This window comes from Pandoraea sp. ISTKB, assembly GCF_001721285.1.
Classification (GTDB): domain Bacteria; phylum Pseudomonadota; class Gammaproteobacteria; order Burkholderiales; family Burkholderiaceae; genus Pandoraea; species Pandoraea capi.
This window is the reverse complement of the sequence record NZ_MAOS01000061.1, coordinates 158,632-179,703: the sequence shown is the minus strand read 5'-3', so window position 1 is coordinate 179,703 and position 21,072 is coordinate 158,632. Positions and strand designations below refer to the sequence as shown.

Sequence of the window (21,072 nt, the reverse complement as noted above, 5' to 3'; positions counted from 1 at the left end):
TCGATGATGTGCCTCAAACTGCGTGAACTGCCTGACCCGCCGACGCACACGCGGTCACTTCATGGCGTCATCGTGCGCAACATCATCAAGAGAATCAGGTCATGCCGACACGGCGAGGGTTTATGAAAACAGGACTGACGGTATCCGGGGCGACGATGCTCGCGAGCGCTTTGGGTAGCGGACTGACGGGTGCTGCGTTCGCCGCCGGGACATCGTCGTCCGAATGGACCATGCCGGACGAAGGCGAGCGTCATGCCGCAACATGGATGGCATTCGGTCCGAGCGAAGACGTATGGGGGCGCCGCCTTCAGCGCGCGGCGCAGGAAGGACTGGCCCGCATCGCGCAAGCCATCGGCAGTTTCGAACCCGTCAACATGCTGGTTCGGGAAGACGACTACGACGTCGCGCACCGCATGTGCGGCAACAAGGTGAACCTGATCGTCCAGCCCATCGACGATCTCTGGATGCGCGACACCGGCCCCGTCTTCGTACGCACTCGTCGGGGCGAACTGGCCGGGATCGACTTCAACTTCAACGGCTGGGGCGGCAAGCAGACGTGCGAGGACGATGCCGAAGTCGCCAGGTTCGTTACGGGAAAGGCCGGTGTGCGCCGACTGACAACGCGTCTGGTGCTCGAAGGCGGCGGCATCGAGGTCGATGGAGACGGCACCGCGATCATCACGGAGAGTTGCGTGCTGAACCGCAATCGCAATCCGGGACTCAGCAAGACAGCTTGCGAAGCCGAGTTAATGCGCTTGCTCGGGCTGCGCAAGATCATCTGGTTGCCGGGGATCGCCGGGAAGGACATCACCGATGGCCATACCGACTTCTATGCGAGATTCGTCCGTCCGGGCGTGGTGATCGCGCATCTGGATAACGACACGTCGTCTTACGATCATGCCGTCACGAAGCGTCATCTCGACATCCTGCGTCACGCGACCGATGCCGCCGGACGCCCACTGCAAGTGGTCGTTCTGCCCGGCCCCGACAGCGTGCGCAACACGTATGAGTCGGACGAATTCGCCGCCGGGTATGTCAACTTTTATGTGTGCAACGGTGCCGTCATCGCCCCGCAATTCGGCGATCGCGAGACGGATAACAGCACTCGGGACACCTTGCGGGACCTGTTTCCCAAACGGGAAATCGTCCAGCTCAATATCGACGGCATTGCAGGCGGGGGCGGCGGAATTCACTGCACCACACAGCAACAGCCGGCTTGAGGGGCACAGCGCCCCCCATCGTCAGCGGCAATGCGCGCTACGCTTGTGCCCCCTACGGCTTAGCTGATATCCGCGTACGGCGCGATTTTGTAACCGATGCCTTCCAGCGCCGCGCGAACCGCACCGGCCATACCGATGGCGTTGGGGCTATCGCCGTGAACGCAAACCGTGTCGATATCGACCTTTAGTCGCTTGCCGCTCTCCGCGATGATGCAACCTTCGGTCACCATCGCAAGCACATGCTTTGCCGACTGTTCAGCGTCGTGGATGACGGCACCCGGCAATTTCCGCGACTTCAGTTTGAAGTCATCGGTATAGGCACGGTCGGCATAGATTTCGGAGATCACACGCAGGCCGCTTTGCATGCCCACGTGCCACAACGGTGTCGCGGCCATGGCGGAAAGAATGAGTTCCGGGTTCAGCTTGCGAATGGCCTTGATGAAAATCTCCGCCGAGGCTTCATCGTCGGCCACGAGATGTCCCATCGCGCCATGCGCCTTGACGTGGGTCAGGCGATGTCCGGCGGCCTTGGCCATCGCATCGGCCGCCCCGATCTGATAGACGAGATACGCCTCCAGCTCAGTCGGGCTCATGTCCATATGACGACGGCCGAAGCCGACGAGATCGGGATAGCCGGGGTGCGCGCCAACGGCAACGTTACGCGCCTTTGCCGCGGCGCACAGCGACGCCATGATCAGCGGATCCCCGGCGTGCAAGCCGCACGCCATATTGGCAGTGGACGCAATGGACAACATCTCCATGTCGGAACCGATGGTGTACGAGCCGAAGCCCTCCCCCATATCGGAATTGATATCGATCGTCTTCATAGTGGACCTTAGTCTTCGAGGTTTTCTCGTGCCGTCTCGCGCATGGTGAAGAACACAATCAGTGCGCACACTGCGGTTGCCATGACGAAATAAGCCGGCGAAGTTTTGTCGCCCGTCTGCTGAACCAGCCAGGTAGACACGTAGGGGGTCGACGCGCCCCCGAGAATGGCACCGATATTAAAGCCCACGGATACGCCTGTGTAGCGCACGTGCGTCGGGAACATTTCCCCATACAACGGGTAGCCCACGGCCTGCACCATAGCGAAGGCAAAGAACACGAGCAACACCGCGGCAATGGCCATGTTGAAGTCGCCTTGCGACGTCATCCAGAGTGCGAGCGGCGTGAAGATGACGTAGGCGATGTAGCCGGCAATCAGCACGGGGCGGCGCCCCACCGAATCGGACAGGCGGCCGAAGAACGGCATCAGCAGCGCAGACAGAATGGGCCCCGCCGCCATCAGCCAATACACCACCTGACTGGGGTAGTGCATCACCTTGGTCAGATGGATGTTGAAATAGACGAGCCCCAGGTAGGCACAGGCGTTCTGCGCAGTGGCGATGACGACGACACAGAACAACGATTTCCCATGGTTCGAGAGCACGTCGCTAAGCGGTGCCTTGACGGGTTCATGGCCTTTCTGGGCGCCCTTGAACTTCGGCGATTCCTCCAGATGCTGACGCGCCCACACCGTCAGCAGAATCAGCGGGAAGCACAGCAGAAAAGGAATGCGCCAGCCCCATTCGCGCATGTCGTCGGCACCGAGGATGAGGCCGACAATCCCGGCCACCAACGCCGCACTACCGGTACCGATACCCACGCCGGCCGGGTTGAACGAACCGAACATGCCCCGGCGGTTTGCCGGCGCCACTTCCGCAATGTAGGTCACGGCCCCACTGACTTCGCCCCCCGCGAAGAAACCCTGGGTCACGCGACACACCAGCAGCAGGATTGGCGCCCAGATACCTGCGGTGCTGTACGTGGGAAGCAGGCCGACACAGGCGCTGGCGGCCCCCATCCCCAACACCGTGGTCAGCAGCGTTTTCTTGCGGCCGAACCGATCCCCCAGCCAGCCAAAAAAGACGCCGCCCAGCGGACGAACGAAAAATGCGCTGGCGAAAATACCGAGCGTTCCCAGCAAGGCATCCAGCCCGTCCGTCGTCGGGAAAAAGTGACCGCTCATCATCACCGCCAACACGCCATAGAGCGCGAAGTCGAAGTATTCGACGGCGGACCCCATGGACGCGATGATGGACACCCGCCAGGGCGACAGCTTCTCGCCGCCGGCCGCTGCGCCGGTGCCGGCATGCGCCGACGGCGATTCTTGAGTACCTACTGCAGACGTTTCCATACACTCCCCTTCATATCGATTTTTCACTACGGTCGCATTCGCCATGCGAGTCCCCTCCCCCGTAGTCGATCGGCATCGGCCAGCAAAGTCATTGCCCGACGTCGATCCACGCGCAGATGTGTCGCCGCAAGTCACGAGCCACTACAGCGATCGGCTCGCGGCGACAGACATCAGCACCTCGCCGAATTCGGCTACCGTGCCGTCGCGCATCCTGACGTCCGCCACCTCTGCGGCAAACGGGGCTTCGACGGCACTCAAGGCGTCGCCGATCTGCAGGTAGCCAATGACTTCCCCGAGCGCGACCTTGCGCCCCGTCACCGCTAACGGGATGCCATCCATGGGATGCTTGTGCAGAAAGCGCCCGGTGGCCGGGGCCTTGAAGGCCGGCACATCAGGTGCGACCGATGTCGCTTGCGGCTGTCCTGTCTCGACTCGCGCGACTGGCACTGCGTCCTTCTTCAGTACCAGGCGAATGCCCGGGTCCTGGTAGTCGAGTGCTGTCGGCTCGGCAGTCGAGAACCAACGCATCAATTCGATTGCGAAGTCGACGTTCATTGCTGCGCTCCTCGCTGACTGCGACCCGCCAGCCACTGTTCAAGGAAATGGATGTTGAAACCGCCGTCGACCACGCCGTCCAGCTTCAGCACTTCCCGGTGAAGACCGATGTTCGTATCGATGCCCTCGATCACCATCTCACTCAGCGCCTGACGCATACGCGACATGGCTTGCTCCCGGTCCTTGCCATAAGCGATCACCTTCGCGACGAGAGAGTCGTAGTTCGGCGGAACGGCGTAGCCGGCAAACAGATGCGAATCGACGCGAATTCCAGGGCCGCCGGGCGGTAGCCAGGTCGTCACGGTTCCGGGTGAAGGCATGAAGTTCCACGCGTTCTCGGCGTTGATCCGGCATTCGATGGCATGACCGGTAAACGTCACGTCTTCCTGGTCGATGGACAAAGGAATGCCCATCGCTATCCGGATCTGCTCGGCCACGATGTCCACGCCTGTGACCATCTCGGTGACCGGGTGCTCGACCTGCACACGGGTGTTCATCTCGATGAAGAAGAATTCCCCGTCTTCGTAGAGAAATTCGAAGGTCCCCGCACCGCGATACCCGATCTGCCGACAAGCCTCGACACAGCGCTCACCGATCGCCGCAATCGCGCGCGCATCGATCTTCGGGGCAGGCGATTCTTCAAGGACTTTCTGATGACGGCGTTGCAACGAGCAGTCCCGCGCACCTAGCCAGATGGCCTTGCCGTAGTTGTCGGCCAGCACCTGAATTTCCACGTGGCGCGGGTGCTGCAAGAAGCGCTCCATGTAGACCGCCGCGTTATTGAACGAGCGTTGCGCCTCTTGTCGGGTCAGCGCCACCGACTCGACCAGATCCGCCTCGGTCGTCACCACGCGCATGCCTTTCCCGCCACCACCCCCTGCTGCCTTCACGATGAGCGGGTATCCCACCTGAGCGCCAATGCGGAGAATCTCGTCTGCGGCCTCGGGCAGTTCGCCCTCCGAGCCCGGTACACAGGGAACGCAGGCCATGCGCATGGCCTGCTTGGCGCGAACCTTGTCGCCCATGCAGCGAATGGCGCTGGACGTCGGCCCAATGAACGTGAGTCCGTGCCTTTCGATCATTTCGGCAAAATCGGCGTTCTCCGCCAGGAATCCGTACCCGGGATGAATGGCCTGTGCCCCGGTGAGCCTCGCGGCCATCAGAATCTCGTGCGGATTCAGATAGCTCGCTTGCGCAGACGCCGGTCCGATGCAAATCGCTTCGTCTGCCAGCTTGACGTGCGGCAGTGTGGCGTCGGCTTCAGAAAAAACGGCAACGGTCTTGAGGCCGAGATGGCTGGCGGCGCGCTGAATGCGTAAGGCAATCTCGCCACGATTCGCGATGAGAATCGTGTCAAACATCGCTGTTCACCTCGATGACGAATAGCGGCGTGCCGACAATCACGACACTGCCGTCCTCTCCCAGAATTTCCTTGACGGTGCCGGACCAGTCGCTGTCGACCTCGTTGAGCATCTTCATCGCTTCGATCACGCAGAGCTTCTGACCGACGTCGATCCTGTCGCCCGTCTGGACAAACGGCGCCTCGCCCGGCGCCGATGCGCGGAAGAAATTGCCATTCATCCCGCTCCTGACGATTTTTACCGACGCATCACGCCGCGTGGAAGCAGCGGAGGCAGCGGATGCCACGGGAGCGACAGACGCTACGACCGCTTCCGGCGAGCCAGCCGCGGCAGGCAATGCGCTTGTCATGACGCCCGGCTGGCCTGTCGTCCCGGCGTCCGGCGCGCCGCGCTTGAGCTTCAGCGAGAATCCCTGCGCCTCCATTTCCATTTCGGCCAGATTCGTTTTGCTGAAGACTTCAGCGAGCTTCCGAATGTCTTCCAATCGCTGTGACATGCTTGTTTCAGACACGTTATTTCCTTGATTCCGTCTATGCACGCGCCCCGCTCAGGGCCGCTCAATCGTGAAACGACGCGTCAAACGCGCACCGCCATCAGTTCAATGCTGTGCTTCAGTTGGCGCACCACCCGGCTGTGCTCCGATAGCGCCGCCATGGCGTCGTCTAACGTCAGGAATCTGAAGCGCAGGCCAACACCCGCGCGGGCCTGTGCCAGGCGCCACAAATCCGACTCGATGACGGTTGCGATCTTGGGATATCCGCCGCAGGTATTGCCGTCAGCCAATTGAATGATCGGCTGCCCTGACGGCGGCACCTGAACGGTTCCGGGGACTACGCCGTAGGAAAGCAGTTCGACGGGCGCCCGCAATGGCAGGCTTTGGCCCCCCAGTCGATAACCCATGCGGTTCGATTCAGGTTGAATCGCATATTCGGTGCTCGTGAACGTCTCCAGCGCAGCGTCCTGAAACAGCAGCACCTCGGAAGCCGGCACGCAACGCAACTCGATGACATTGCTCGACAAACTGGCGAAGTAATCGGTGATAACGTCAGGCGCGACACCGAAGCCACCCCGGCGTTGCGGCTTGCGTCGCGGGCTCACCTGATCATTGCCGATCGCCAGCCTGTCGCCACGCTTCAGGCCGCGTCCATCGACACCGCCGAAGCCCGCCCGAATATCGGTGGAACGCGAACCCAGCACCTGAGGCGTATCGACACCACCGGCAATCGCCACGTAACTTCTGGCGCCGGACTGTGGCGGTTCGATCGTCAGCACTTCGCCCGCCCGAACCCAGTGGCTCCAGTACGGCGGAAGTCGTTTGTCCCCGACCAGAACGTTGGCGAAGGCGCCGGTAACGGCGACCAGTCGGTCCTCCTCGAATCGGAGCCGGAAGGGATACATGGTGACTTCAATGCCTGCGCAATCCTCGGCATTGCCGACCATCAGATTCGCAATACTCAGCGCGAGGGTATCCATGGCCCCACCGACGCTCACGCCCAGCGGCACCGCGTCTTCACGGCCTTTGTCCACGACGAGATTCAACGCGCCGCTACTCATCACCTCGATCATGCGTTCACCTTTCCGACTTTGAAGCGCACGACATCGCCCGGCGCAAGCAGGCACGGATGGCTCGAATGGGGGTCGAACAACGTCGCGGTGGTTTGACCGAGTGCGTGCCAGCCGCACGGTCCCGCCATGGGAAAGACGGAAGCCTGAACGCCGGCGATGATGACCGAGCCCTTCGGCAAGCTCACTCGCGGAACGTCTCGCCGTTTCAGTGTCAGCTCAGGCGGCAGCCCTACCATGTAGGCATACCCGGGCATCGACCCGACTGCGGCGACCCGATAGTTCGCCTCGCTGTGCAGCTTTACCACGTTGGCAACGCTCATCCCCAACTGCTCCGCCACCGGGATCAGGTCAGGCCCCTGCTCTGCGCCGTAATCCACCTGAAACTCAAACGTCTTCCCCTTCGCCCCTCTGGGCGATGACTTCGCCCAAAGGCCGAGCAACATCTCGCAGGCCGCGTTCGGGTGCAGGACCAGCGGGTCGAATTTCAACAGGAGGTTGTTCACCCCGAGGATGGTTTGACGAACACCTCGCGCAATATTTGCCTTGTCGCGAAGCGTCGCGGCGAGGTCCAGGAGGCGCTCCTGAATGACGATGTCGAACGTTCCGTTTGAAGGATTCAGCAGCAAGCCGCCGACCCCTGCCATCGAAACCGGCACCGAGCCGTTATCCAGACGACTTGTCCATGGAGGTGGCGCCATGTCTCCTGTAGTTTTTTTCGGTAACGTCATAACCTTCAAATCTCGACTCACTCGATGCCCTGGCATCGCTTCTTTCTTCTCGTGACAGGTCGCCGGGCGAATTCACGTCTTCATCAATTGCATGTGAGTCCCCGCCACGGCAGCTGGCGTTTTGCAAATCATAGGTCGTCGAAAATCACAAAAAAAGCGATATTTAACGATCCATACACATCTAAATTATGAATGTTATTCAGACGCTTTTTCGCGTATCGTCTACAGAAATACCTCCGAAAGGGACGACCGATGTTTTCGTTCAAACAGCTTGAAGCGCTTTACTGGATTGGCACGCTTGGCGGTTTCTCGCAGGCGGCCCGCAGGCTGAATACCACGCAATCCGCCATTTCCAAACGCATCCAGGAACTGGAAGAGACTTTCGATACGCCGCTGTTCGACCGGGAGCTACGGCAGGCTCGCCTCAATGAGAAGGGCGAGGAAATGATGATGATTGCGCGGCGTCTGCTGGAGCAGCGAGACGAGGCCGTGGAGCAATTCAGCAAACCCGAAGTCATCGAGCGACGGCTTCGCATCGGCGTGACCGAACTCACCGCCATGACATGGCTTCCGAAGTTGGTCCAGTCGATAAACCAGCATTACCCGCGCGTGGTCATCGAGCCCGATGTCGACAATAGCGCCCAGTTGATGGAGAAGCTTCTCAACGATGAGATGGACACCATCATCGTCCCCGATGCGTTCGCCGATCACGGCACGATCGCCATGCCGCTGGCAAGCGTCAAGAACGTCTGGGTTGCCAAACCGGGACTGGTGGCCGAACAAAAGAAGCCCCTTCGCCTTCACGAGCTGGCGCCGTACACCATCCTGACGCAGGGAAGCCAATCCGGTACGGGCATCATCTACGACCGGTGGATTCGCTCTCACTGCCAGTTCCCGAATCGCGCCATGAGTTGCACCAGCATGGTGGCGCTCGTTGGCCTGACCGCTGCAGGCATGGGGATCAGTTATCTCCCCTACCTCCCGTTCAGCTCGCTCATCGACAACGGCGTGCTCGAGATCATCCAGACCACGCCAAAACTGCCCGACATCAACTATGTCGCGCTATATCGCGCCGAGCGCAAGAGCAGCTTCGTTTCCTCGGTATTGAAGCTTGTGCAGGAATGCTGCGACTTCTCCAATGCCTTTCAGGGGCACCTCACAACGCAGAAGCCGGGTATGAAACGTCAGCCTTGATGCCATGAGATCTGCGCCTCGCGCGAACGCGATACATCAGGCTTTCGCCCACCTCATATGAATTTAATTCCGGCAACAGTGTGCATTTGCCCATAGGCGAGATAGCGGCGCCCCCCTATTCTCTCTTTCAATCGAATTCCGATTTCTTCATTGAAAGCCCTCGCCGTGAAAGTCGTCATCGCACCTGATTCGTTCAAGGAAAGCCTTCGCGCAACCGAAGCCGCAAACGCCATTCAAGCTGGATTCTCGGCCATCTTTCCTCACGCGGAATTTGTCCTGGTGCCCATCGCGGATGGAGGAGAAGGCACCGTTGCCACCTTGGTGCATGCGCTGGGTGGCGAGTACCGGAGCGAACGGGTGTCCGACCCGCTGGGGCGTTGGGTCGACGCGCAATACGGTGTCACGCCGGACGGCGTTGCCCTGATCGAAGTCGCGGCAGCCAGCGGCCTCGCGCTCCTGACGTCCGCCGAGCGCAATCCGCTGGTGACGTCGAGCCGTGGCACAGGCGAACTGATGCTGGCGGCCCTGAATGCAGGCTTACGCCGCTTCGTGATTGGACTGGGGGGCAGTGCGACGAACGATGCCGGACACGGCATCCTCTGCGCGCTGGGCGCTCGCCTGCTCGATGACAATGGCGACGACGTGGCCCCCGGCGGTGCGAGTCTTGGCGCCGTCGCGCATATCGATGTTTCCCGACTGGATCCGCGCTTGCGCGAGTGTGCGATCGAACTGGCATGTGACGTCGACAATCCGCTTTGCGGCGAGCACGGCGCGTCTGCCGTCTTCGGTCCTCAGAAAGGCGCAACGCCCGAACACGTCGCGTTGCTGGACAACGCACTTGAGCACTTTGCCAAGGTGCTGGAGCGAGACCTCGGCGTGAAGTCCGGGCTTGCCGCCGTCCCGGGTGGCGGCGCCGCCGGTGGCATGGGAGCCACGCTAAGTGCCGTATTCGGGGCGCGGCTGCGCGCAGGCACCGACATCATCGCAGAGGCCTGTCGTCTGGAAACCGCCATTGACGGCGCGTCGCTGGTCATCACGGGTGAAGGTCGTATCGACAGCCAGACGGTTCGCGGCAAAGCGCCCGCCGGCGTGACACGCATCGCTCGCCAGCATCGTGTGCCCGTCATCGCGCTGGGCGGCTCGGTGAGCCACGACGATGAACTCCTGTATGACGCCGGTATCGATGCGGTCTTCGGCGCCGTGCGCGCACCCTGTACCGTCGAAGACGCCATGCGCCACGCCTATCGCAACCTGCAAGCCAGCGCCAAGAACATTGCGGCGGCAATCCGCATTGGCCGGACGTTGGCCTGAGCCATCGGCCGGATACGCCATGAGACGTCAAATCGATAGCCGGCTGGCAGAACAAATTGTTGCCGAGGCCACACGCGTTCTCCCATTCGACGTCAACGTGATGGATGAAACGGGGTCCATTCTCGCCAGCTCCGACCTGAGCCGAATCGGCTCACTGCACCGTGGGGCGCAAATCGCCTTGAGCAACGGCAGTGACTGGGAAGTCGATGCCGCAATGGCCATGCGAACGCCGAAGGTGAAGCCTGGCGTCAATATGCCGCTCGTCGTGAATGGCGAGATCTGGGGCGCCATCGGGCTGACGGGAAATCCCGACGAGGTCCGCCAGTATGGAAAGCTGATACAGGTGCTTGCGCAGATGATCCTCGAGCGGGAAATGCTGACCGTCGAACTCCAGCGAAATCACCGGCACCGCGAAGACCTGGTGCTTCATCTCATCAACGCGCAGCAGTCATTCTCCGAGACCGAACTGGAGAACATGGCCAATCGGTTCGGCGTCGATTTCTCGGCGTTCTGGTTTGTCATCCTGTGCGAATTCGCCTCGCCCCAAGCACCGCTCAATGACCTGATCGACGCCGCAGCCAATGCGCAATCGAAACTGAGTCAACGCTTTCCAGACAGCCTGTCGGCCAGAATTTCACAGCGAGAACTCGTCATTCTGGACCGGACGGCAACAACGGCAGTTGATCAGCGTGACGTCGCAGACCTCGCCAAAGAGAAGCTCTGCACCGTTGAGAGTCTTCTCGACTCGGCATGCCAGCTCCCGTTCAAAGTCGCGATTGGCGTAGGCCTGACAGGCATTACTGCGTTCAATCATTCATGGAAGAGCGCGCGGGCGACCCTCCGTGCAGGGACAGCAAGCGTCACCCATTCTCACGAACGGTGCTTTTCGTTCTATGACCATCGACTCTTCTCGGCGCTGTCATCGTGGGACGGCACATGGCAGGCCCGGGAGATTCTCCGACCGCTTGAGCAGCTCAAGGCGCGTGACCGCTCCGGCGGAGAACTGCTGGAAACGCTCAACGTCTGGTACCGCCACGCGCGCCAGGCCAATGAAACATCCGCCGAACTGGGTATCCACAGAAATACGCTCGACAAGCGGCTGCGGCGAATCGAGGAACTGAGCGGCCTGACCCTCTCATGCACGAAAGACTACATCCTGCTGTACCTCGCCTTGCAGCTCGATTGTCTCTAATCCCCTAGCTTCTACTCTCATGGCAAATTCCACCCCCAGCAACCGCAAAGCCCGCGGGCTCACGCCCGAGACCGGCGCATCCGACAAGTCGCCCGTTCGTTCCAGCGACCATGACGAACCGCTCAAGGAAGATATCCGGCTCCTCGGCAGGTTGCTCGGCGAGGTCGTGCTTGAACAGGAAGGTCAGCAAGTCTTCGATGTCGTCGAAAACATTCGCCAGACAGCCGTTCGATTTCGTCGCGAGTCGGACCCGATCGCCGGCGATACGCTCGACAAGCTGCTGAAAAAGCTGAGCCGCGATGAAACCAACGCCGTAGTGCGCGCCTTTTCGTATTTCTCGCACCTGGCCAATATCGCGGAGGATCAGCATCACAACCGTCAACGCCGCGCCCACCTCCTGACGAGCGCGCCTGCCCAGCCGGGCAGCGTGGCCCATGCGTTGTCGCGCCTCGACGAGGCCGGCGTATCCGGCCCCCAGATTCGGCAGTTCTTGCAGACCTCGTTGATTTCCCCGGTGCTGACCGCCCATCCCACGGAGGTCCAGCGCAAGAGCATTCTGGATGCAGAACGCGAAGTCGCTCGCCTTGTCGCCGCGCGCGACCTGCCGATGACATCCAGCGAGCTGCGCCGCAATACCGAGCGGCTGCGGGCGCGCATTGCGACGCTCTGGCAGACACGCATGCTTCGCTTCACAAAGTTGACGGTAGCCGACGAAATCGAGAATGCGCTGTCGTACTACCGAATCACGTTCCTGAGCGAACTGCCCGCCCTCTATGACGACGTCGCCACCGAGATCGAAACCCGGTTCCCCGCCGAAGATACGGTCCATGATCCACTGGACGCACCCGCCTCATATTTGCAGATGGGCAGCTGGATTGGCGGAGACCGCGACGGCAATCCGAATGTCAACGCCAGCACCATGCGACACGCGCTGGCGCGTCAGTCGGCAACGCTATTCGACTACTACCTCGAAGAAATTCATGCGTTGGGCGCCGAACTTCCCCTCTCCAGCCTGATGGTCGATGCGAGTCCGGACCTGATGGCGTTGGCGACGCAATCTCCAGACCGCTCCGAACATCGCGCCGACGAACCCTATCGGCGTGCCTTGATCGGCATCTATGCCCGGTTGGCCGCCACCGCACGTTCGCTCGGCGCAAACGACATCCTTCGTCAGGAAGTCGGGACTGCCGCGCCCTACGGCACCTCAGCGGAATTCAGCGACGACCTCAGCACCCTCGTCGCGTCGCTACACGCCAATCACGGCGCCGCGCTGGTCAAGCCACGTCTGGCAAGTCTGAAACGCGCCTCGGAGATCTTCGGTTTCCATCTGGCGACGCTGGATATGCGCCAGAGCTCAGATATCCATGAGCGTGTTCTGAGCGAGCTGTTGTCCAAGGCCCGGGTGGAGAGCGACTACGCCAGCCTGACCGAAGCCGGCAAGATCGATCTGCTGCTCTCCGAACTGGCCAAACCGCGGCTGTTGTTTTCGCCGTTCATGGAGTACACGGACGAGACCCACTCGGAACTGGGTGTCCTGCATGCCGCCCGTGACATTCGCCATCGTTACGGCAAGCGTGCCGTCCGCAACTACATCATCTCGCACACGGAAACGCTGTCGGATCTTCTCGAAGTCCTCCTGCTCCAGAAAGAAGCGGGGCTGCTTCACACCGATGGCAATCGGCTGACGGCGCTTGACCTGATGGTCGTCCCCCTGTTCGAGACGATTCCGGACTTGCGCTGCGCCGCCAGCATCATGCGCCAATGGCTGACGCTTTCGCAGATTGCACCGCTCATCGCCAAACAGGACAAGCTGCAAGAGGTGATGCTGGGTTACTCCGACTCCAACAAGGACGGTGGCTTCCTGACCTCCAACTGGGAGCTGTACAAGGCGGAAAACGAACTGGTTGCCCTGTTCAACGAGGTTGGCGTCACGCTTCGTCTCTTTCACGGTCGCGGCGGCACCGTCGGACGTGGCGGCGGACCGAGCTATCAGGCCATTCTGGCGCAGCCTCCGGGAACCGTGAACGGCCAGATCCGTGTGACGGAGCAAGGGGAAATCATCGCGTCCAAGTTCTCCAACCCGGACATCGGGCGACGCAATCTGGAATTGCTGGTATCGGCCACCCTGGAAGCCAGTCTGATGCCGCCCACTCAGGAAAGCCAACCGCCACAAGCCGTCGCGCGCTACGAGGCGGTGATGGATGAGCTCTCCGAACGGGCATACCGCACCTACCGGAACCTCGTCTACGACACCCCGGGATTTACCGACTATTTCTTTGCCGCGACGCCGATTGCCGAGATTGCGCAGTTGAACATCGGCTCCCGCCCCGCCTCGAGAAAGGCGTCTCGTCGTATCGAAGACCTGCGCGCCATTCCATGGGGATTCTCGTGGGGACAGTGCCGCCTCTTGCTCCCCGGCTGGTATGGCTTCGGCAGTGCCGTCTCGGATTGGCTCGCGAATGCGGCCGACGCATCGGATAGGTCGCAACGGCTCGATACGCTACGTTCGATGAGCCGGGACTGGCCTTTCTTCGGTGCCCTTCTGTCCAATATGGACATGGTCCTGGCAAAGACCGATCTCGCCGTCGCATCGCGCTACGCCAGCCTGGTGCCTGAACGCGAACTGCGCAACGCGATCTTCAGTCGTTTTGCTGATGAGCACGATCGGACCTGTGAGATGCTGGCGACCATTACCGGCAACCGCGAGCGGCTTGCGACCAACCCCGTGCTCGCCAGATCGATCAAGAACCGTTTCGCTTACCTCGACCCGTTGAACCATTTGCAGGTCGAGCTGCTCAAGCGTCACCGGACGGCGTTGGCAGAAGGGGAAGCACCGGAAGATCGTGTGCAGCGAGGGATCCACCTCACGATCAATGGCGTCGCCGCAGGCTTGCGCAATAGCGGATAAGAAGCGGATAAGCACATAAACACTGATACGAAAGGAGAAAGGGCTGCGACACCAATGTGTCGCAGCCCTTTTTTGATGCTATCCGGCGAAGAAAAAATGCCGTGATACGCGACGTAATTACCGCAGGCTGGCGCAGAAGCGTTGAACACGCGTGCACGCGTCGCGCAGGCGTTCGGTGTCGTCTGCGTACGAAAGACGGAAGCCAGGCCCCAGACCAAAGGCCGAACCGTGCACCAGCGCAACCCCTTCGGACTGCAGCAACTCGGAGACGAAAGTCTCATCGCTGTCGATACGCTTGCCGCCTTCGGTGGACTTGCCGATCAGACGGGCCAGCGAAGGGAAAACGTAGAACGCGCCGTCAGGCATCGGACAGTCGAGCCCCTGCGCGTCGTTCAGCATGGAAACGACCATATTGCGACGCGTCTGGAAGACCGTTCGACTGTTGTGGATGTAGTCCTGCGGACCATTCAACGCCTCGACGGCCGCCCACTGCGACACCGAACTCGCGCCGGAGGTGGTCTGCCCCTGGATTTTCTCCATGGCATTGATCAGCTCGACCGGGCCGGCCGCATAACCGATTCGCCATCCCGTCATCGCATAGGCTTTGGAAACGCCGTTCATCGTGAGCGTACGGTCGTACAGCTCAGGGGCGATTTGCGCGGGCGTGGTGTACTTGAAACCGTCGTAGACCAGATGCTCGTAGATGTCGTCGGTCAGAATCCAGACGTGCGGATGACGCTTCACCACTTCCATGAGCGCCTTCAATTCGTCTTCGGTATAGGCCGCACCACTCGGGTTCGAGGGCGAATTGAAAAGCAACCATTTCGTGCGCGGCGTAATGGCCTTTTCCAGATCTTCCGGACGCAGCTTGAAGTGGCTTTCGATGGACGTCGTCACAAACACGGGAATGCCGCCGCACAGCGACACCAGCTCCGGATATGAGACCCAGTAAGGTGCCGGGATGATGACTTCATCGCCGGGATTGACGGTCGCCATCAGGGCGTTGGCAATGACCTGCTTGCCGCCACTGGAGACGATCGTTTGTGCGACCTTGTAGTCGAGATGATTTTCACGCTTGAACTTGGCGACGATCGCTTCGCGAAGCTCGGTGATGCCCAGCACGGACGTGTACTTGGTTTCACCGCGGCGAATCGCATCGTAGGCCGCTTGCTTGATGTTGTCCGGGGTATCGAAATCCGGCTGACCGGCGCTCAGGGCAATGATGTTGCGGCCCTGCGCGGCCAGATCGCGCGCTTTGTCGGAAATCGCGATGGTGGCGGACGGCTTGATACGGGACAGAGAGTCGGAGATGAATGCCATGATAGAAAAAGGAGCGCTAATGAATTTTGGCCAGAGGCCTTTTTTGGCGGATGCGACTCAACTCCCGACGAGGTTCCGGGGCTCGCCGCGAACGAACGCTTCGATGTTGTCGACCAGTTGATCCGTCAGGCCTTGCACCGCTTCATCGCTGGCCCATGCAACGTGCGGCGTCAGGAGGAAGTTGCTTCGATTCACGAGTTTCATGAACGGGTGATCCTGCGACGGCGGCTCTGTCGCCACGACGTCGAAGGCCGCACCGGAAATCTGCCCCGCCTCCAGCGCCGAGCCCACGGCAGCCTCGTCGACCAACCCACCTCTCGCCGTATTGATCAACAACGGACGACGCTTCATCAGCGCGAACTCCGTTGCACCAATCATGTTGCGGGTCTCCGGCATCAACGGACAGTGCAACGTCAGAATATCGGCCTCTGCCAACGCTTTCTCGAACGGCACGTAGAGAGACCCCTGATTCGCATAGCCCTTGTAGCCTGCGAAGATGACCCGCATGCCGAGCGCGCGCCCCATGTTCGCCACCGCCTGGCCGAGTACGCCGTCACCGATCACGCCGAGTGTCGACCCCGCCAGGTCCTTGATGGGGAAATCGAAGAAGCAGAACTGGCCCGATGCCTGCCAACGACCGGCGCGCACCGCATCCTGATACGCGCAGATGCTCCGGCGCAGCGCGAAAATCAACGCAAAGGTATGCTCGGGAACCGTATTGACGGCGTAGTTGCGGATATTGCTGACAACGATGCCCTGCGCCTTGCAGGCGGCAACGTCGACGTTGTCGTAGCCCGTGGCCGCCACCGCCACCATACGGAGTTTCTTTGCATCGGCGATCACGTCGCGGGGCAGCTTCACCTTGTTCAGCACGACGATGTCGGCATCAGCGATACGGGCTGAGACCTGCTCAGGCGTTGTCTGATCGTAGGTGATCAACTCATGCGCAAACGCCGGCGCGCGGAAGACGGTTTGGGCAGACAGCGTGCCGCGGTCCAAAAACACAATCTTCATGCCGTCAGCCCTTGTAGCCCAGACGCGCGAGAGCGGCTTCGATCCAGGTGATGTCCAGCGTCCCGTCGTCGATTTCCTTGAAGGTCACCTTCTCGGCCGCCGACTTCTTGCGCGCTGCTTCCAGAATCTCTTCGGTGGCTTCGAACGGCACGCTCAGCAAGCCGTCGGCGTCGCCCAGAATCAGGTCGCCGGGATTGATCACCATGCCATTCAGGGAAATCGGCACGTTGATTTCGCCCGGGCCGTCCTTGTACGGACCACGGTGACTGACACCGGCGGCGTAGACCGGGAACGAGCCTGCCTTGATCGCATCGACATCGCGGATGGCGCCGTTCATCACAAAGCCAGCGATCCCGCGCTTGATGGCGGTCGTGACCATCAATTCGCCGATCAGCGAATTGGTGAGATCGCCGCCGCCGTCAACCACGATGACGTCGCCGGGCTTGGCGAGATGCAGCGCCTTGTGAATCATCAGGTTGTCGCCCGGACGCACTTTGACCGTCAATGCCGGCCCCGCCAGCACCGTGCCATCGTGATACGGGCGCAGGCCAGCGCCGCCGGCGGTCATGCGCCACATGCAGTCGCTGACGTTCGCAACGGGAACCGAGCGAAAGGCTTCCACCACCGATGAGGACACTTGGCGCTTACGCTCCAGAATCTGAAGACCGATCATTTTTTGCTTTCCTAGAATTGATGAACAAACGTGCGAATTGACGCACCGCCACTGGGACGAACCGGGGAAGACACCACCTCGCGAACGCTTGGCTACGCGATGCGGCTCAGGTCCCCTGAATCGTTTGTTGTCACTCTAAGACAAGCGAAAATATAGAAAAAGCGAATTAAATAGCTAATTTAAGATCACTTAATTCGATGAATTGAGACGGGAATCGCAGGGGGATTTGAGGCTTCAATCTGAAGCTCTGGCTCGAGGCTTTTACTTGATGCGGCAGCCGACTACGAAGCGAGAAACGCTTCCAGTGCGCGCTCCAGCGCCGTCATGTCGTCAACGACGGCCGATGCGCCGACGAACGGATAGTCGTGCAGTAGCTCACTTCTGATGACGATGCACGCCAGCCCTGCCGCACGGGCAGCCGCAAGGCCTCGGGGAGAGTCTTCGACCACCACACACCTGTCGCGAGTCAATTGCAGTGCGTCCAGCGCCTTCAGATAGCAGTCCGGCGCCGGCTTGGGCCGGCCCGACGTCTCGCGTGTGAATATCGCTTCAAAGTGTTCAAAGAAAGTGCCGTGTGCGTGCGCCAGCCTAAGGTGCTCACGAAAGGAGGCGGTCACGATAGCCATGCGCGCCCGGCCTTTCATGCGCGCCAGCAAAGGCACGACGCCCGGTCTCGTGAGGCCGTTGGCCGCCGACAGGGCATCGGTGTAGCGCCGGTTCCGCTCGGCGCGCAGCTTCGCCAGCGCCATCTCCGGGTATCCCTTCTCGCTGAGCATGTGCCATGCCCCGCGATTGGCCACCAGAAACCAGTCGACGTAGCGCTCACGGCTCAGCGCCACGCCATGCTCGGCAAGCACATCGCGATTGGCTTCATAGAACAGGCGCTCGGTGTCCGACAGGACACCGTCGTTGTCCCAGAGAATGCCTTTGGAGATTCCTTGCTGGGAAGATGGGGGAGATGGCATGGACGCGTGCGGCACCGACGATGGAAGCAATGCCGCTGGCGCCAGGGTGACCATCCCCCCAGGTAGCGGCCGTTCCGTGGTTTGAGAGTTACCGACTACAAAGCGCCTCGTCCGGGGAGAAGCCCCTCGAGCGCTTCAGCAATCTCCAGAAGCGCCTCATCCTGCCCGTGAAGCCCCATGAGCGTGACGCCGACGGGTAACCTTTCGCGGCGATCGGCCGGCAGCGTAATGGCACAACGATCGAGCACATTGGCGGCCCGTGTGTTGCGCATCAGAAGCATGTTGTGATGACCATACCCGGCGTCATCGGCGACCGCGCTGATGAGCGGTGCCGGTATCGGGCAGGTGGGCATCAACAGCGCGTCCCAATCGCGTGTCTGGTTGGCCGCACTCTCGACAAGTGACGCACGCAGCGCGAGCCTGTCGATCATATCGGCGGCCAATAGCACACCACCCTGCTCGATTCGCGAGAAGGCACGCGACGAAATCAACGACTTCGCCAGCGCTCCGCGCGACCGTAACCGTGCGTAGAGTTCGGCCATCGAGAAACCGCCCCCCAGATAGACATCAGGAACGCGATCGAGCGCAGGCAGATGAATATCCTCCAGCACGGCACCCTGCGCCGACAGGAGGCTCAGCGTCTGCTCGAAAGCTTTTGCCACCGTAGGTTCGAGGTCCGTCAGAACATAGTTCTTCGGTACGGCGAACCTCAACCCTTTGATCGGGCGCGGCATCGAATTGGGCAGACGCTTCGGCGCCTGCTGCGCGATCACGTCGTAGACCATCCGACACCGTCGCGCAGACTTTGCGATCACCCCAACCGAATCGAGATGCTGCGAGAGAGGAAAGACACCGTCACGCGAAATCTGCGATGCGCTGGGTTTGAAACCGACGAGCCCGCATAGCGCAGCAGGAATCTGCACGGACCCGCCGGTGTCGGTGCCAAGCGCCGCCCACGCCGCGCCGACAGCCACCGACACCGCCGCCCCGCAGGACGATCCACCGGGAACACGTCGGGGATCGAGGGGATTGGGAAGACGTTGCGTTTGCTCGATGAGGCCGACCGAGGACAATGCGAGTTCCGACATCGCCGTTTTGCCGAGGATGATGGCGCCCGCCGTGCGCAGGCGCCGCACCACGTCAGCATCGGTCGCGGCCGGAGACGCCGCTTCCATCACGGCAGGCGAACCGGCCGCGGTGGGCTCACCCGCGACATCGATGTTGTCCTTGATCGTCACGGGCACGCCCGCCAGCGGCATCGGCCACTCGGCACCACGGCCCGCGAAGCGGGCATCCACGGCGGCGGCATGCGCCATTGCCGTATCTCGGTAGATTTGCGTGAACGCCGTACCGTGCATCGATGCGGCATCCAGCGCCGAATTCACGAGCGCGCTGTAAGGATTGCGGGCGTTGCTGTTGGTCATTGCGTCATCCCCATCTGCATACCAGTGTTCTGTGTCATGCCGCGACCTTACGGTTAGACGTCATCACGTTGACCCAATGCGATGCGCGGATGCCGTAAATGCCATGCGGTCACGCGTTGGTAGGCCGCCGCGACAGCGAGCAGCTTCTCCTCTTCGTAGCGTCGCCCGATCAGTTGCGCTCCGATGGGCAGGCCATCGGGCGAGAACCCGACACAGAACGACAGCGCCGGATGTCCGGTGACGTTGAAAGGCACGCGCATCTGGTTGGCCGGTCGATTGACGGCGTCCTCATCATCGAACCGCGCGGCTGGGTGTGCGGATACGCCGGTCAGCAAGACCTCCGATGTCTCCAGCAACTGGTCGATTCGATCGGTGAGATCAAGCTGCTGTCGTTTCGCATCGACATACGCTTGCGCAGAGATCGACGCACCGTTCAACAGCACCTCGCGACACCGCGCGCCGTAGCGCTCAGGGGATTGCGCAAGAAAATCGCGATGAACCGCATAGGCCTCGACGCGTAACAGCGTCGAACCGCATTGCCGGAACGATTCGAGATCCCCGGCATCGACATCCTCCAGTCTCGCGCCAAGTCGAGCGATCTCATCGGCGGCAAGCGCAATCGCCGAACGGGTCGCTTCGTCCGCGACGATGTCCCGGCGATAGAAATGCGAGAGCACCCCGACGCGCAAACCCAGCAGCAGCTTGCGTTCCGAAGCGTCGTCGGCGATGGCATCAAAGGGACGACGCTTGAGCGCACCGAGCATCAGCGCACAGTCTTCGGCACTTCGTGTCATCAGTCCGACGTGATCCAGCGACGGCGCCAGCGGAAACACGCCCTGCCGGCTGATCAGCTCGTACGTGGGCTTCAGTCCGATGACACCGCACATCGCAGCGGGATTTCGGACGGAGCCGGCCGTATCGGAGCCGATCGTCAGCGGTACCTGTCCAGCGGCCAGTGCGACACCGCAGCCGCTCGACGACCCGCCGGGAATGCGTTCGATATCCCACGGATTGCGCGCCGGCGGCCATGCCAGCGTGTCCGACGGCGAACCGATACCAAACTCCTCCAGGCTCAGCTTTCCTATCAGGATGCCGCCCGCAGCGCACAGTTGCCGAACCACCTCGGCATCCCGCCTCGCAACGCGATTGCGCAACACGCTCGACTGCGCCGTGGTCGGCTTGCCCTCGACGTCGATCAGATCCTTGACGGCAAACGGCACCCCGTGCAGCACGCCTGTCGCTTCACCGCGCGCCATGCGGGCATCTGCCTGACGCGCGGCGACAATGGCCTCATCACGGTAGACATCGAGAAAGGCGCACAGCGTGCTGTTCTCGGCGGCAATGCCATCGAGCAAGGCCACCACATACTCAAGCGCGCTCAATTCCTTGGCGGCCATCAATTTCTGAGCTTCCGTAGCGCTCAGGAAGCGAAGCGGGTTACCGGTCATTGGATGCAAGTACTGTG

General features: G+C 61.2%; 18 protein-coding genes. 5 read left to right on the top strand and 13 right to left on the bottom strand.

Going from position 1 to position 21,072, the window contains the following annotated elements:
• The first annotated feature begins 101 nt into the window (after positions 1 to 101).
• The gene (locus A9762_RS22530; RefSeq protein WP_069344207.1) at positions 102 to 1,220 is read left to right on the top strand and encodes an agmatine/peptidylarginine deiminase; all 1,119 of its coding nucleotides are present in this window, start codon (positions 102 to 104) and stop codon (positions 1,218 to 1,220) included.
• Between the two features lie 59 nt (positions 1,221 to 1,279).
• On the opposite strand, the gene A9762_RS22525 is transcribed toward A9762_RS22530, so the two are convergent.
• From A9762_RS22525 to A9762_RS22495, 7 genes are all read right to left on the bottom strand, one after another.
• The gene (locus A9762_RS22525) at positions 1,280 to 2,047 is read right to left on the bottom strand and encodes a LamB/YcsF family protein (RefSeq protein ID WP_069344206.1); all 768 of its coding nucleotides are present in this window, start codon (positions 2,045 to 2,047) and stop codon (positions 1,280 to 1,282) included.
• 8 nt (positions 2,048 to 2,055) lie between these two features.
• On the bottom strand, positions 2,056 to 3,396 hold the full coding sequence (locus A9762_RS22520) for an MFS transporter (RefSeq protein WP_170836304.1): 1,341 nt from the start codon (positions 3,394 to 3,396) through the stop codon (positions 2,056 to 2,058).
• Positions 3,397 to 3,537: 141 nt separating this feature from the next.
• Complete coding sequence (locus A9762_RS22515) at positions 3,538 to 3,951, bottom strand: hypothetical protein (protein WP_069344205.1); 414 nt, start codon at positions 3,949 to 3,951, stop codon at positions 3,538 to 3,540.
• Positions 3,948 to 5,312 (bottom strand): acetyl-CoA carboxylase biotin carboxylase subunit, encoded by a 1,365-nt coding sequence (gene accC, locus A9762_RS22510; RefSeq protein ID WP_069344204.1) that lies wholly within the window; start codon positions 5,310 to 5,312, stop codon positions 3,948 to 3,950. Before accC ends, A9762_RS22515 begins: the two co-directional genes overlap by 4 nt.
• Entirely contained in the window at positions 5,305 to 5,808 is a 504-nt protein-coding gene (gene accB, locus A9762_RS22505; protein ID WP_069344203.1) for an acetyl-CoA carboxylase biotin carboxyl carrier protein, read from the bottom strand. Before accB ends, accC begins: the two co-directional genes overlap by 8 nt.
• Positions 5,809 to 5,888: 80 nt before the next feature.
• Positions 5,889 to 6,878: a biotin-dependent carboxyltransferase family protein gene (locus A9762_RS22500; protein ID WP_069344202.1), complete on the bottom strand. Its 990-nt coding sequence runs from the start codon at positions 6,876 to 6,878 to the stop codon at positions 5,889 to 5,891.
• Complete coding sequence (locus tag A9762_RS22495; RefSeq protein ID WP_170836303.1) at positions 6,875 to 7,606, bottom strand: allophanate hydrolase subunit 1; 732 nt, start codon at positions 7,604 to 7,606, stop codon at positions 6,875 to 6,877. The genes A9762_RS22500 and A9762_RS22495 overlap by 4 nt, the downstream gene beginning before the upstream one ends.
• A 252-nt stretch (positions 7,607 to 7,858) precedes the next feature.
• On the opposite strand from A9762_RS22495, the gene A9762_RS22490 reads away from it, so the two are divergent.
• The 4 genes from A9762_RS22490 to ppc all read left to right on the top strand — a co-directional run bounded on the left by A9762_RS22490 (position 7,859) and on the right by ppc (position 14,211).
• A complete protein-coding gene (locus A9762_RS22490; RefSeq protein ID WP_069344200.1) occupies positions 7,859 to 8,800 on the top strand; it encodes a LysR family transcriptional regulator in 942 nt (313 codons plus the stop codon).
• Positions 8,801 to 8,965: 165 nt separating this feature from the next.
• Positions 8,966 to 10,111, top strand: coding sequence for a glycerate kinase (locus A9762_RS22485; RefSeq protein WP_069344254.1), 1,146 nt, complete (start codon positions 8,966 to 8,968; stop codon positions 10,109 to 10,111).
• 19 nt (positions 10,112 to 10,130) lie between these two features.
• On the top strand, positions 10,131 to 11,303 hold the full coding sequence (locus A9762_RS22480) for a sugar diacid recognition domain-containing protein (protein ID WP_069344199.1): 1,173 nt from the start codon (positions 10,131 to 10,133) through the stop codon (positions 11,301 to 11,303).
• 19 nt (positions 11,304 to 11,322) lie between these two features.
• Entirely contained in the window at positions 11,323 to 14,211 is a 2,889-nt protein-coding gene (gene ppc, locus A9762_RS22475) for a phosphoenolpyruvate carboxylase (protein ID WP_069344198.1), read from the top strand.
• Positions 14,212 to 14,328: 117 nt separating this feature from the next.
• Here the strand turns inward: ppc and A9762_RS22470 are convergent, their stop codons facing one another.
• The 6 genes from A9762_RS22470 to A9762_RS22445 all read right to left on the bottom strand — a co-directional run bounded on the left by A9762_RS22470 (position 14,329) and on the right by A9762_RS22445 (position 21,055).
• On the bottom strand, positions 14,329 to 15,531 hold the full coding sequence (locus A9762_RS22470; RefSeq protein ID WP_069344197.1) for a pyridoxal phosphate-dependent aminotransferase: 1,203 nt from the start codon (positions 15,529 to 15,531) through the stop codon (positions 14,329 to 14,331).
• A gap of 57 nt (positions 15,532 to 15,588) precedes the next feature.
• A complete protein-coding gene (locus A9762_RS22465) occupies positions 15,589 to 16,545 on the bottom strand; it encodes a D-2-hydroxyacid dehydrogenase (RefSeq protein WP_069344196.1) in 957 nt (318 codons plus the stop codon).
• Positions 16,546 to 16,549: 4 nt separating this feature from the next.
• Positions 16,550 to 17,218 carry an RraA family protein gene (locus A9762_RS22460; RefSeq protein WP_069344195.1) on the bottom strand — a complete coding sequence of 223 codons (669 nt, stop codon included), beginning with the start codon at positions 17,216 to 17,218 and terminating at the stop codon, positions 16,550 to 16,552.
• Positions 17,219 to 17,499: 281 nt separating this feature from the next.
• Positions 17,500 to 18,183, bottom strand: coding sequence for an HAD family phosphatase (locus A9762_RS22455; protein WP_170836302.1), 684 nt, complete (start codon positions 18,181 to 18,183; stop codon positions 17,500 to 17,502).
• Between the two features lie 95 nt (positions 18,184 to 18,278).
• Positions 18,279 to 19,607 (bottom strand): amidase family protein, encoded by a 1,329-nt coding sequence (locus A9762_RS22450; RefSeq protein WP_069344194.1) that lies wholly within the window; start codon positions 19,605 to 19,607, stop codon positions 18,279 to 18,281.
• 53 nt (positions 19,608 to 19,660) lie between these two features.
• Positions 19,661 to 21,055: an amidase gene (locus tag A9762_RS22445; protein WP_083254193.1), complete on the bottom strand. Its 1,395-nt coding sequence runs from the start codon at positions 21,053 to 21,055 to the stop codon at positions 19,661 to 19,663.
• Between the last annotated feature and the right edge of the window lie 17 nt (positions 21,056 to 21,072).

What these genes read in the sequence shown, in the direction of transcription:
- A9762_RS22500 (WP_069344202.1), bottom strand. Translation starts at nt 6,878, where the DNA reads ATGATCGAGGTGATGAGTAGCGGCGCGTTGAATCTCGTCGTGGACAAA.
- accC (WP_069344204.1), bottom strand. Translation starts at nt 5,312, where the DNA reads ATGTTTGACACGATTCTCATCGCGAATCGTGGCGAGATTGCCTTACGC.
- A9762_RS22470 (WP_069344197.1), bottom strand. Translation starts at nt 15,531, where the DNA reads ATGGCATTCATCTCCGACTCTCTGTCCCGTATCAAGCCGTCCGCCACC.
- A9762_RS22520 (WP_170836304.1), bottom strand. Translation starts at nt 3,396, where the DNA reads ATGGAAACGTCTGCAGTAGGTACTCAAGAATCGCCGTCGGCGCATGCC.
- A9762_RS22495 (WP_170836303.1), bottom strand. Translation starts at nt 7,606, where the DNA reads ATGACGTTACCGAAAAAAACTACAGGAGACATGGCGCCACCTCCATGG.
- A9762_RS22530 (WP_069344207.1), top strand. Translation starts at nt 102, where the DNA reads ATGCCGACACGGCGAGGGTTTATGAAAACAGGACTGACGGTATCCGGG.
- A9762_RS22450 (WP_069344194.1), bottom strand. Translation starts at nt 19,607, where the DNA reads ATGACCAACAGCAACGCCCGCAATCCTTACAGCGCGCTCGTGAATTCG.
- A9762_RS22465 (WP_069344196.1), bottom strand. Translation starts at nt 16,545, where the DNA reads ATGAAGATTGTGTTTTTGGACCGCGGCACGCTGTCTGCCCAAACCGTC.
- A9762_RS22490 (WP_069344200.1), top strand. Translation starts at nt 7,859, where the DNA reads ATGTTTTCGTTCAAACAGCTTGAAGCGCTTTACTGGATTGGCACGCTT.
- A9762_RS22525 (WP_069344206.1), bottom strand. Translation starts at nt 2,047, where the DNA reads ATGAAGACGATCGATATCAATTCCGATATGGGGGAGGGCTTCGGCTCG.
- A9762_RS22445 (WP_083254193.1), bottom strand. Translation starts at nt 21,055, where the DNA reads ATGACCGGTAACCCGCTTCGCTTCCTGAGCGCTACGGAAGCTCAGAAA.
- A9762_RS22515 (WP_069344205.1), bottom strand. Translation starts at nt 3,951, where the DNA reads ATGAACGTCGACTTCGCAATCGAATTGATGCGTTGGTTCTCGACTGCC.
- A9762_RS22455 (WP_170836302.1), bottom strand. Translation starts at nt 18,183, where the DNA reads ATGCCATCTCCCCCATCTTCCCAGCAAGGAATCTCCAAAGGCATTCTC.
- A9762_RS22460 (WP_069344195.1), bottom strand. Translation starts at nt 17,218, where the DNA reads ATGATCGGTCTTCAGATTCTGGAGCGTAAGCGCCAAGTGTCCTCATCG.
- ppc (WP_069344198.1), top strand. Translation starts at nt 11,323, where the DNA reads ATGGCAAATTCCACCCCCAGCAACCGCAAAGCCCGCGGGCTCACGCCC.
- A9762_RS22480 (WP_069344199.1), top strand. Translation starts at nt 10,131, where the DNA reads ATGAGACGTCAAATCGATAGCCGGCTGGCAGAACAAATTGTTGCCGAG.
- accB (WP_069344203.1), bottom strand. Translation starts at nt 5,808, where the DNA reads ATGTCACAGCGATTGGAAGACATTCGGAAGCTCGCTGAAGTCTTCAGC.